General features: G+C 62.2%; 10 protein-coding genes and 1 pseudogene. 5 read left to right on the top strand and 6 right to left on the bottom strand.

What is annotated here, in order from left to right; translation table 11 throughout:
• The 3 genes and pseudogenes from ACYVDE_RS07470 to ACYVDE_RS07460 all read right to left on the bottom strand — a co-directional run.
• Nucleotides 1-359: pseudogene (locus tag ACYVDE_RS07470) on the bottom strand (hypothetical protein); the annotation flags it as partial.
• Between the two features lie 58 nt (nucleotides 360-417).
• On the bottom strand, nucleotides 418-1,233 hold the full coding sequence (locus ACYVDE_RS07465; protein ID WP_460500862.1) for a hypothetical protein: 816 nt from the start codon (nucleotides 1,231-1,233) through the stop codon (nucleotides 418-420).
• 74 nt (nucleotides 1,234-1,307) lie between these two features.
• Entirely contained in the window at nucleotides 1,308-2,546 is a 1,239-nt protein-coding gene (locus tag ACYVDE_RS07460; RefSeq protein ID WP_460500861.1) for an ABC transporter permease, read from the bottom strand.
• A 244-nt stretch (nucleotides 2,547-2,790) separates the two neighbouring features.
• On the opposite strand from ACYVDE_RS07460, the gene ACYVDE_RS07455 reads away from it, so the two are divergent.
• Both ACYVDE_RS07455 and ACYVDE_RS07450 read left to right on the top strand, forming a co-directional pair.
• Complete coding sequence (locus ACYVDE_RS07455; protein WP_460500860.1) at nucleotides 2,791-4,068, top strand: asparagine synthetase B; 1,278 nt, start codon at nucleotides 2,791-2,793, stop codon at nucleotides 4,066-4,068.
• Nucleotides 4,069-4,331: 263 nt separating this feature from the next.
• A complete protein-coding gene (locus tag ACYVDE_RS07450) occupies nucleotides 4,332-5,117 on the top strand; it encodes a phosphatase PAP2 family protein (protein WP_460500859.1) in 786 nt (261 codons plus the stop codon).
• A gap of 118 nt (nucleotides 5,118-5,235) precedes the next feature.
• Here ACYVDE_RS07450 and ACYVDE_RS07445 read toward each other — a convergent pair whose 3' ends face one another.
• Nucleotides 5,236-5,508 carry a hypothetical protein gene (locus ACYVDE_RS07445; RefSeq protein WP_460500858.1) on the bottom strand — a complete coding sequence of 91 codons (273 nt, stop codon included), beginning with the start codon at nucleotides 5,506-5,508 and terminating at the stop codon, nucleotides 5,236-5,238.
• Between the two features lie 181 nt (nucleotides 5,509-5,689).
• On the opposite strand from ACYVDE_RS07445, the gene ACYVDE_RS07440 reads away from it, so the two are divergent.
• From ACYVDE_RS07440 to fahA, 3 genes are all read left to right on the top strand, one after another.
• Nucleotides 5,690-6,793 carry an Mrp/NBP35 family ATP-binding protein gene (locus ACYVDE_RS07440; protein ID WP_460500857.1) on the top strand — a complete coding sequence of 368 codons (1,104 nt, stop codon included), beginning with the start codon at nucleotides 5,690-5,692 and terminating at the stop codon, nucleotides 6,791-6,793.
• Nucleotides 6,794-6,843: 50 nt separating this feature from the next.
• Nucleotides 6,844-7,059, top strand: a complete 216-nt coding sequence (locus ACYVDE_RS07435) for a NifU family protein (protein ID WP_198069023.1) — start codon at nucleotides 6,844-6,846, stop codon at nucleotides 7,057-7,059.
• A 180-nt stretch (nucleotides 7,060-7,239) separates the two neighbouring features.
• Nucleotides 7,240-8,526: a fumarylacetoacetase gene (fahA, locus tag ACYVDE_RS07430; protein ID WP_460500856.1), complete on the top strand. Its 1,287-nt coding sequence runs from the start codon at nucleotides 7,240-7,242 to the stop codon at nucleotides 8,524-8,526.
• A gap of 86 nt (nucleotides 8,527-8,612) precedes the next feature.
• Here the strand turns inward: fahA and ACYVDE_RS07425 are convergent, their stop codons facing one another.
• Together ACYVDE_RS07425 and ligA are read right to left on the bottom strand one after the other, a co-directional pair.
• Complete coding sequence (locus ACYVDE_RS07425; RefSeq protein WP_460500855.1) at nucleotides 8,613-9,134, bottom strand: hypothetical protein; 522 nt, start codon at nucleotides 9,132-9,134, stop codon at nucleotides 8,613-8,615.
• A gap of 128 nt (nucleotides 9,135-9,262) precedes the next feature.
• Nucleotides 9,263-10,817 (bottom strand): NAD-dependent DNA ligase LigA (gene ligA, locus ACYVDE_RS07420; protein WP_460500854.1); only part of this gene is annotated, 1,555 nt, incomplete at its 5' end.

Genomic DNA, 10,817 nt, shown 5'->3' with positions numbered 1-10,817 from the left:
ACGGGCCGGCGCGCAGCGCGGGGGGCTACGTCGGCCAGGTCGATGGGCTCAAATTCGGGCTCGGGTGCGGCCGGCTTGGTAGCGGCCAGTTCCGGGCCGCTCATGGCATTGCTGCCAATCAGCATGGGCCCGCGGCCGAGCAGCAGCCAATCACGCGACACATTTGGGTAAACTTCGAACACCTTGCACATCAGGTCGAAACCCGGCTTGTTGCGCCCATCAATCAGGTGCTGCACCACGCTGGCAGTTTTACCTAGAGAAATGGCAAAGCTGTTTTTGGTGAGTCCAAACTGCTGAATGAGTTGGGCAAAACGCTGGTCGATAGACGCAGCGGCAACAACGGGAACGGAGGCGGCCATAGCATTTACACAAATGAGTGCTTGCGCAAATGTATAACCTTATTGCCAGTAAATCTGCTTAGCGGGCTTCCGGCTGGCCTTTTTGCACCAGCTCGGCCAAGCGGCCCCGGGCTTGCAGGCGCGCGTACGGGAAGCGGTACGTTTCTTCGGGAATATCGGCCAAAGGGGCGGCCGGCTGATTGGTGGGATAAAGCAGCAACAGCGCGTGCGGTGTGAGGGCGAACTCCTGCAGCGAAACGGGCGGCGCCCCAGCAGCGAAATTGACCTGACGGGTGGTCGGATTCCAATGCAGTACTTGCGCGAGCGCGGCGCGGGCTGGATGGCTTCGCACGGCACTGTCGGCTAGAAACTCGCTCATGCGCCGGCTCACCGCTACTTCGAGCCGACGCGCCAGCAGGTCCGGCGAATCGGCGACGAGGGCTGAGAGGGCCAGTGGCTGGCCGGTGCCCAGGTCGAAAACCAGGTAGCGCTGCCGCTCATAGTTTGGAGCCCCCCGAAATTCGAGCGACAGCTTAATCGAATACAAGCTGCCTTGGTTGAGCAGCACCTGAAACCGACTTCCTCCCAGGCAGCAATCCTCGGTGGCTACTTGCCGCAGCTGGCGGGGCAGCGAGGCGGTAGTGTCGACCGTAGTTCTGGCCTCCCGCAATACGACGCGGGCAATAGCCTGATTGATGCGTTGGCTGGCGGCTTCATCGGCCAGCCGAACTTGCGGCAAGCTGAATTGCGCGCCTTTGCCCGCGCCTAGCACGGCGTAGGTTTCGGCCCGGGTTGTGGGGCCGCTCTGCGCCGCAGCCGCCAACGGCAGGCCCAGGCTCATGGCAAACAGGCAGCAGCTCAGCAGCAGAATTGATTGCGTTACTGGCAGTTTCATATAAATACAGCGCTACGCGCCAATCCAAAACCAGAAGATACGGAATACGCGCGCCACCACACCGGGCCCCGCCCCTACTCGTAGCGCAGCGAGTCGATGGGGTCGAGGGCGGCGGCTTTGCTGGCGGGGTAGTAGCCCGAGGCCATGCCCACGCCCACGCAAATAATCATGCCCACCATCATCCAGCCCCAAGGCACCAGGAAGGCCCCCGAGCCGACGAAGCTGGCGACCAGGTTGCCACCAATAACCCCCAGCAATATACCCAGCCCGCCGCCGATAAGGCAAATCACCACGGCTTCCATCAGAAACTGAAAGCGGATTTGCTTGGCTGTAGCACCCAGCGCCTTGCGAATACCGATTTCGCGGGTGCGCTCTGTCACCGATACCAGCATGATATTCATAAGCGCAATGCTGGCCCCAAGCAAGGTAACGAAGGCAATAATGCTGCCCCCGGCCTTCATTTTGCCCGAAATCGCATCGAGGTCTTTCACCAGCGACTCGCTGCTTTCGACCACAAAGCTGTCTTCCTGGCCCAGCTTGTCGTGGCGCACGGCCCGCATGATACCGGTAGCCTGGCCCATGAGAAAATCGAGCGAAGTCGGTTTATCGGTAGCCGTTTTCACGTCGTAGCTCAGCGCGCGCTGGCGGGGTAATTGGTTGCCGGTTTCGAGGGGCAGCAGGGCCAGGCGGTCGGCGCCGCCCCCACCGGCTCCGCTGCCGCTTTTTTCGAGCAGGCCCACGATGAGAAAGCGGCGGCCCATTGCCCTGACATACCGGCCGATGGGCGAAATTTTCGGAAACAGCTTGGCCCGGATTTCATCGCCCACAATAAGCACATTGGCGCCGCTATTGAGCTCGGCCTGCGAGAAAATGCGCCCCTCGGCCAGGTTGTAGCCTTGAATTCGGAGATAATTCTCGTCGCCGGCTACCACCTGCATGTTCGGATTGGTCTTGATGCCGTTGGCTTTCATCTCGACAGCTCCGGCAATGAAAGCCGAAAGCCCCACCTGGGCTTGGTCGCCCATGGCCGCCTTGTAGCGCTTGGCCTGCAAAAAATCGATGGGCGGGTAGTGCCGGGCCTGCACCCCGCCCCGCTGAAAGCGGTTGGCGTAGCCTTTGGCATGCAGCTCGAAGGAGTTGGCCCCCAGGCTGGCAAAGGTGTCGGACAGCGAATTCTTCATGGCGTCGATACCCGTCAGAATTCCGACCAGCGCAAACAAGCCAATACTGAGAATCAGGGCCGTGAGGATGGTACGCAACAGGTTGGCCCGAATGGAGCGGAAAGCTTCGCGGATATTTTCGAAAGGACTCATGAATGAAGCAGAAAAAAGGACGCGCCGCGCTGGCAGCTGGGCGCTGCCCATTCTACAATATAGGATTGGCGAAGCTAAGGACCGGATGAAAAGTGGCAGCCGGTGGCTAAAGCCAAGCTACCGACACGGCCGCGCCACGAAGGCTGCGTGCCGCTGCACGGCCAAAGTTCGGCCGCCGCGCCCTAACTTGAACCACCCGCGTCGCAACCTCGTTGGGGCAGGGCAACTCTTTGGACTAAAAACAATGCTGCTGAAACGACTTGTGCTGTTTTTGCTCGTGGCCGGTGCCGGCTTGGCGGCCGCGCCGGCGGCCCGCGCCAACCACGTCCTCATCCCGATGGACAACACCCAGAAGGAATGCCTGAAAGCCTACGGCGTGGCCTTCTGGCTGCTCCAGCGCGAGGTACCCGTCGATTGGCTGCTGAACTACCGGGGCGGCGCGTTTGCCTTCGAAACCAGCGCCGGGGCCGAAAACGAGCTGGCCGTGCGCGGCGTGAGCTATCAGGTTATCAGCGAGGCGCAATACACCGGCATCCTGCAGGAAATTGCCGACCCCAACGCCAACATGGATGTGATGAAGCTGGAGAAAGTGCCCAAGATTGCGGTGTATACGCCCAAGGGCAAGCAGCCCTGGGACGACGCCGTGACGATGGTGCTCACCTACGCCGAAATTCCTTACACCCAGCTCTACGACGACGAGGTGCTGAAAGGCGAGCTACCGAAATACGACTGGCTGCATCTGCACCACGAAGATTTCACGGGCGAGTACGGCAAGTTTTACGCCACCTACCGCAACTACCCCTGGTACCAGCAGCAGGTGCGCGACGCCGAAGCCGCCGCCAAGCGCAACGGCTTCGCCAAGGTGAGCGTGATGAAAGGCGCGGTGGCCACCAAAATGCAGGAATTCATTGCGGGCGGCGGCTTTTTGTTCGCCATGTGCTCAGCCACCGATTCCTACGACATCGCCTTGGCTGGCCTGGGCATCGACATGGTGGAAACGATGTACGACGGCGACCCGGCCGACCCCGCCGCCCAATCCAAGCTCAACTTCAACCGCTGCCTGGCTTTCCAGAATTTCCAGCTCGAGCGCAACCCCTACCAGTACGAGTATTCCAACATCGACATGCAGCCCCAGGAGCGCGGCCTGGGCGAGCAGAACGACTATTTTCAGCTCTTCACCTACTCGGCCAAGTACGACCCGGTGCCCACCATGCTCACGCAGGACCACGAGAAAACCATTCACGGCTTCATGGGCCAGACCACGGCCTTCCGCAAAAGCCTGATTAAGTCCGACGTCATCATCATGGGCGAAACCAAGCAGACCGGCGAGGCCCGCTACCTGCACGGCACGCTGGGCAAGGGTACCTGGACGTTTTACGGCGGCCACGACCCCGAAGACTACCAGCACCTCGTGGGCGAGGAACCCACCGACCTAGCCCTGCATCCTAACTCGCCGGGCTACCGGCTTATCCTGAACAACATTCTGTTTCCGGCGGCTAAGAAGAAGAAACAGAAAACCTAAACCCGGCCCACGCCCGGCGCCCCGACTGCTAAAGCAGCCGGGGCTTTTTTTGGATAATACCCCGCGGCACTATAGATGGTCCCATCAGGCCGGTTGGCCGCTTAAAGCTCAGCTACCAGCCGCGCCCGGTGCTGCCAGCCCATTTCTTACCGAGCCGGCGGGGCCATTCGCCCGGAAAAAAGCAGCCGTAACCCGAACCGCTTGCCAACCCCAGGCAGGGGGCGTAACTTTCAGAATCCTACTTGTTAGCCGTTCGATAAAGTATGCGTCGGAAGCTTATTCTTACCACTCTGATGGGCGCGCTGAGCCTGACTGGCCACGCGCAAGCCCCCACGGCCCGCCCCGATTCGGCAGTTGCTACCGCGCCGCAGCACTCCGGGCGCGCAGTAGCCCTACGCATCGCAGTGCCATCAGCATTTATTGGCATTGGCGTGCTGGCCCACAGCCCGCGTCTCAACCAGACCATGTACCAGGCCAAGCTCGACATGCAGGCCGAAACGCAGGAAACGTTCGGCACGGTGAACGCACATGGCATCGACGACTATACCCGGCACGTGCCCTTGGCCGTAGCCTACGGCCTGATGGCCACCGGCCACCGCGGCACGCTGCCGGCCGTGAGCTTCACGCTGGTGTACCTGCTGGCGCACGAGCTCGATGAGGGCGTGGTGAGCCACCTGAAGCGCATCAGCGCCGAGCCCCGCCCCTACGACCCGCGCGACCTCACCTCATTTCCCTCGTCGCACACCTCGCAGGCTTTCCTCACGGCCACGCTACTGCACGAGCAGTACGGCCGCCAATATCCCTGGGTGAGCGTGGCCGGCTACACCGTGGCGGCGGCCACCGGCACCATGCGGGTGCTCGGCAACAAGCACTGGGCCACCGATGTGCTGGCGGGCGCCGGCATCGGCTTCCTGTCGGCCGAAACGGTGTGGCGCGTATATCCTATGCTGGCACACCTGCTGCCCACCAAACTCAGCACAAAACTCTTGGCCGTGCCTACCTACTCGGCGGCTCAGGGTGCGGGGTTGGCGGTGGCCGTGCAGTTATAGTTATAATAAGATTTAGTCCCCCTGGTTGCGGAGCGCCCCAGGCAGATGACATTGGCAATCAAGTGTCACCTGCCCGGGGCGCTCGTGGTATCATCCCAAGCCGGGCATGTTCGCGGCTTCAGGCAACCGCGGCCAGCGTAGCCGTCAGGCACCAGCGCGTGGCCAGCATGGTATGATTGACGCGCAACTCGACGATAATACTGGCGGGCACGGTGCTGCTGACGGACGCGGCCCGCACGATGCCGGTAGTTACGCGCTGGCGCCAGGCGGGCACCTGGGCGGCGGAGGGAACGGCCCACGGCAGGACTAGCAGGACGCTGTTGCTTTCGGCTTCGCCGGCCGATTCGCTCAATTCGATGGAGCTGGGGTGCGATGCAGCAGTATGTGGCATGGCAGGGGTACAGAAAAAGGTGATTCAGAGCGGGAAAGCGTGGACCAGCGTTGGTAAATATCGGAAAATGTTGGCAATTTTCGACCTGGTCGGTCAGGATTTTCCTGAGCGGAGGCTAACCCCGCCGCCGCATCCGGGGTTATCTTTGTAGCCCGCCGGATTTTGGCGCTTCTCTTCGCCCATGACCATTACCAAAGAAGCCGTTCTCAAAGCGCTGAGCTACGTAGAGGAGCCCGACCTCGGGCAGGACCTCGTCACACTCAACATGATTGAGAACATCGAGATTGACGGCCTCACCGTCGCCTTCACCGTGGTGCTTACCACCCCGGCCTGCCCGCTCAAGCAGCTTATTCACGACGCCTGCGAACGTGCCATTCATACGATGGTGGCCAAAGACGCCAACGTGGTGATTACCATGACTTCGCGCGTGACCACCGGCCGCCACAACCGCGGCGACCTGCTGCCCGGCGTGAAGAACATCATTGCCATTGCCTCGGGCAAAGGCGGCGTGGGCAAAAGCACCGTTACGGCCAACCTGGCCGTGGCGCTGGCCGCAACCGGCGCCAAAGTCGGCTTGGTTGATGCCGACATTTCCGGGCCCAGCGTGCCGGTGATGTTCAACGTGGAAAACGAAGCCCCGCACGTTTTTCAGGGCCCGAACGGCAAAAACCTGATTCAGCCCATCGAAAAGTACGGAGTGAAGCTGATGAGCATCGGCTTCCTGGCTCCGGCCGAATCGGCCATTGTGTGGCGCGGCCCCATGGCCTCGTCGGCGCTCAAGCAGTTCATTACCGAAGTTGACTGGGGCGAACTCGACTACCTGCTGCTCGACCTGCCGCCCGGCACCTCCGACATTCACCTTACCCTGGTGCAAACCGTGCCCGTAACCGGGGCTGTAATTGTGACTACGCCGCAGAAAGTAGCCTTGGCCGATGCGCAGAAGGGCCTGCAGATGTTCCGCCAGCCGCAAATCAACGTGCCGGTGCTGGGCGTGGTGGAGAACATGGCCTGGTTTACGCCGGCCGAGCTGCCCGAGAACAAGTATTTTATTTTTGGCGAAAACGGTGGCCAGCGTCTGGCCGCCCAACACGACGTGCCCCTGCTGGGCCAGCTGCCGCTGGTGCAGAGCATTCGCGAAAACGGCGACCAGGGCCAGCCGGCCGTGCTCGACCCCGAGTCGGCGGTGGGCAAGCTCTTTGCTGACCTCGCCGAATCGGTGGCCCGGCAAGTGAGTATTCGCAACAACGTGGCCCCCAAAACGGCCGTCGTGCAGATGAATTCCTAATCTTCCCCGTGGAAAAACCAACCTCCGCCCCCGCTTTCGACCACCCGCTGATGCCCCGGATTGAGGCCGCGCTGAATACGCTGCGCCCCTACCTGGCCACCGACGGCGGCAACGTACGCGTGGCCAACATCACGCCCGAAGGCGTGCTCCAGCTCGAATGGGAAGGCGCCTGCGGGGCCTGCCCCATGTCGCCAATGACCCGCGCCGGCCTGGAAGACACGGTGAAAAAAGCCGTGCCGGAAATCACGGCCGTTGAGGCGCGGTAGGCCTTTCTCAGCCATTTGAAACACCCAAGCCGAACGTCATGCTGAGCGCCGTCGAAGCATCTCTACCGCAGCAGTAATATTTACTTGCGCGGTAAAGATGTTTCGACGGCGCTCAGCATGACGTTCTCTTTTTACCCTGCTCTCCCAGCCTACTTTCCCACACCACCCTATTCTTCCGCCATGCCCAACGCGCTGAACTCGCCCAGCCTTCGCTCCTGGATTGACATCCGCCCCGAAAGCGACTTCCCCATTCAGAACCTGCCTTTCGGCGTATTCGAAACCGATGAGCGCGGGCCGCACCTGGGCGTGGCCATTGGCGGCTACGTGCTCGATTTGTACGCGGCCAGCCAATTCGGCTTCTTCGACGACCTGACCGAACTGGGCGACGCCCAGCCAAAAGTATTCCGGCGCCGTTCACTGAATGCGTTTTTGCGGCTGGGCCGGCCGGCCTGGCGGGCCGTACGCCAGCGCGTAAGCGAGCTGCTGCGCCACGACGAGCCCCGCCTGCGCGACAACGAGCTGGCCGTGCGCGATTGCCTGCTGCGCCAAAGCGAGGTGCGGATGCTGCGCCCGGTGAAGCCCGCCAACTACACCGATTTCTACAGCAGCATCGAGCATGCTACCAATGTGGGCATCATGTTCCGCGACCCAGCCAATGCCCTGCTGCCCAACTGGCGCTGGCTGCCCATTGGCTACCACGGCCGCACCAGCAGCATTGTGGCGTCGGGCACGCCCATTCGGCGGCCCAGCGGCCAGCGCAAAGCCCCCGACGAGGCTACGCCCACCTTCGGCCCCAGCCGTCAGCTCGACTTTGAGTTGGAAATGGCTTTCGTGGTGGGCACGGGTAGTGAACTGGGCACGCCGGTGAGCATCGACCAGGCCGAGGAACACATCTTTGGTTTGTGCCTGTTCAACGACTGGAGCGCGCGCGACCTGCAAAGCTGGGAGTACGTGCCGCTGGGGCCGTTTCTGGGCAAAAATTTTGGCAGTAGCGTGGCCCCGTGGGTTGTCACGCTCGACGCGCTGGAGCCTTTTCGCGTGGCGGGCCCGACGCAGGAGCCGGCGCCGCTGCCCTATCTGGCGCAACGGGGTGAGCACAACATCGCTGTTCAGCTGGAAGTTGCCCTCGCCCCCGAGAACGGCCCCGAAACCACTATCAGCCGCAGCAATTTCGGGCTGATGTACTGGAGCATGGCGCAGCAACTCACCCACCACACCTCCAACGGCTGCAACCTCGAAGCCGGCGACCTCTACGCCTCGGGCACCATTTCGGGCACTACGCCCGATTCGCTGGGCTCGATGCTGGAGCTGGCCTGGCGCGGCACCCGCCCCCTGCCGCTGCCGGATGGCTCGGAGCGCAAATTTCTGCTCGACGGCGACACGGTGATAATGCGCGGCTTTGCCGAGAAGGAGGGCGTGCGCATCGGTTTCGGCGAAGTGCGCGGTACTGTGCTGCCGGCGCTGTAGGTTGTCCGTATTATTAAAACGCCAAAAACGCCCGGCCGAGTATTCGGCCGGGCGTTTTTGGCGTTTTAATAATACGGACAACTGCTTTACGGAGCTTTCGGTGCGGGCGCGCCAATGGCCGCGGGCGGCATGGTTGGCGGTACCTGATGCACCACTACCACGTAGGGGAATTCCCCTTTCATTTCACTGTAAAGCGTCACATCGAACTCGGGCGACTGGTAGCGCACGGCTTCGCAATTAGGACACGTCACGGGTTGGGCCGTCAGCTTCCGGCTTTTGAGCTCGGCGCGGAGCTCGCGCACACAGCTGGCCTGCCCGGTTTTCAGCAGCACATCCTGGCCCGGGCGCTGCGGCCGCACCACCATGCGCGCCGTGGGAGCCGAAGCGCCGGCGGGCGTAAACGTCCAGCTGGCTTCCTTGGCCGCGTTGGTAGCGCCCACATACGTCCACTCCGAAGACAGATGGTCGGTTACGACCTTGCCCGATACCTGCACCGTGGGGTCGGCACCAATGGCCAGCAGGTCGGTGAGGGCAATGCATTGAGCCCGCGCGGCAGACGCAAAAACCAACTGGCTGCCAAGTAATGCCAGAAAGATAAAGATTCTCATGGATAGTTTTTGGGAGATTAACGACCTAGCTTTCCAGAGAATACGCAAAAACGCGGCCGAATAAATCTGAGTGATGGTTCAATCAGATAAAATTACGGATATGTTTTCAATCCTTCTTCGTTTCCTCCCTAAAAGAGTGAACCTTGTCGGCCGACGGCCCCTGCTGCTGGCTCAGTGACGGCGGGAGCTTCCTCCGTTGAACTTGCGGTAATTAATTCGCTGTCAGGCAGCAGCGCCATTAGCTCAGCTTCAGAAATGATGGGCACCTTGAAACCCAACGCCTTTTCGCGCTTGGCCGGGCCCATGTTATCGCCGGCCACGAGGTAGCTCAGCTTTTTGCTGATGGAGCCGGTGATTTTGCCGCCGTTGGAGGTGATGAGCTGCTGCAGCTCTTCGCGGCTGTGGTGCTCGAACACGCCCGAAATGACGAACGTGAGGCCCGCCAGCCGGTCGGAAGCCGGCACGGGGGCTTCGCCGGTTACTTCGAGCTGCACGCCGGCCGTGCGCAGGCGCTCCACCAGCGCACGGTTTTCGGGCTGCTGAAACCAGTGCGCGGCGGCCACGGCAATCACGCCGCCCACTTCGGGCACGGCGGCCATGTCTTCGGCCGAGGCGGCCATCAGCGCGTCGATGCTGCGGTAGTGGGCGGCCAGCTTCTGGGCCACGGTTTCGCCCACGTAGCGAATGCCTAGGCCAAACAGCACCCGCGGAAACGGCACCTGCTTGCTGGCCTCGATGCCGGCGATGAGGTTGTCGATACTCTTTTCGCCGAGGCGTTCGAGCGTCACGAGCTCGGGCCGGCGGGCGGGCAGGTCGTAGATGTCGGCGGGCGTTTTCACCAGGCCCAGTTCGAAGAATCGGCCCACGGTTTCGGCTCCCAAGCCATCAATATTCAGCGCCTTGCGCGATACATAGTGTTCGAGCCGGGCCTTGAGCTGGGGCGGACAGCCGCGCTCGTTGGGGCAGCGGAAATGGGCCTCGCCCTCGGGCCGCACCAACGGCGTGCCGCAGGCCGGGCAGGTGGTAGGGTACTGAATGGGCACCGCCTCGCCGGGCCGGGCAGCCAGGTCGACGCCGGTGATTTTGGGGATGATTTCGCCGCCTTTCTCCACGTACACCATATCGCCGAGGCGCAGGTCGAGCAGCTCTATCTGGTTGGCGTTGTGCAGGGTGGCGCGCTTCACTACGGTGCCGGCCAGCGGCACGGGCGTGAGTACGGCCACGGGCGTGACGGCCCCGGTGCGGCCCACGTTGTAGAGCACGTCGTTGAGGCGGGTGCGGGCGGCCTCGGCGGGATACTTATAGGCGATGGCCCAGCGCGGGCTTTTGGCCGTGTAGCCCAGTTGGTCCTGCTGGCGCAGGTCATCGACTTTGATGACGATGCCATCGGTAGCCACCGGCAAATCGAAGCGCTTTTTGGCCCAGTTGTGCACGAAGTCCAGCACTTCCTCAATGTTGGAGGCGCGCCGCCAAGTGTCGGAAACCGGCAGGCCGTACTGGCTCAGGGCCTCCAGCGCGGCGCTGTGGCTGGCGAAGTGGCGACCGGGCGTGAGCAGCGAGTAGGCGTAGAAGCGCAGCTTGCGGGCCGCCACCTGGGCCGAGTTCTGGAGCTTGAGCGTGCCGCTGGCCGCGTTGCGCGGGTTGGCCAGCAGGGCTTCGCCGTTCTGCTCGCGCTCGGCGTTC

The organism is Hymenobacter agri (genome assembly GCF_054778495.1).
The sequence above is the reverse complement of the archived record's forward strand: the minus strand, read 5'-3'. Positions and strand labels throughout refer to the sequence as shown.

Coding starts and splice junctions, on each gene's coding strand:
- ACYVDE_RS07460 (WP_460500861.1), bottom strand. CDS start 2,546: ATGAGTCCTTTCGAAAATATCCGCGAAGCTTTCCGCTCCATTCGGGCC.
- ACYVDE_RS07445 (WP_460500858.1), bottom strand. CDS start 5,508: ATGCCACATACTGCTGCATCGCACCCCAGCTCCATCGAATTGAGCGAA.
- ACYVDE_RS07440 (WP_460500857.1), top strand. CDS start 5,690: ATGACCATTACCAAAGAAGCCGTTCTCAAAGCGCTGAGCTACGTAGAG.
- ACYVDE_RS07450 (WP_460500859.1), top strand. CDS start 4,332: ATGCGTCGGAAGCTTATTCTTACCACTCTGATGGGCGCGCTGAGCCTG.
- ACYVDE_RS07455 (WP_460500860.1), top strand. CDS start 2,791: ATGCTGCTGAAACGACTTGTGCTGTTTTTGCTCGTGGCCGGTGCCGGC.
- ACYVDE_RS07465 (WP_460500862.1), bottom strand. CDS start 1,233: ATGAAACTGCCAGTAACGCAATCAATTCTGCTGCTGAGCTGCTGCCTG.
- ACYVDE_RS07435 (WP_198069023.1), top strand. CDS start 6,844: ATGCCCCGGATTGAGGCCGCGCTGAATACGCTGCGCCCCTACCTGGCC.
- fahA (WP_460500856.1), top strand. CDS start 7,240: ATGCCCAACGCGCTGAACTCGCCCAGCCTTCGCTCCTGGATTGACATC.
- ACYVDE_RS07425 (WP_460500855.1), bottom strand. CDS start 9,134: ATGAGAATCTTTATCTTTCTGGCATTACTTGGCAGCCAGTTGGTTTTT.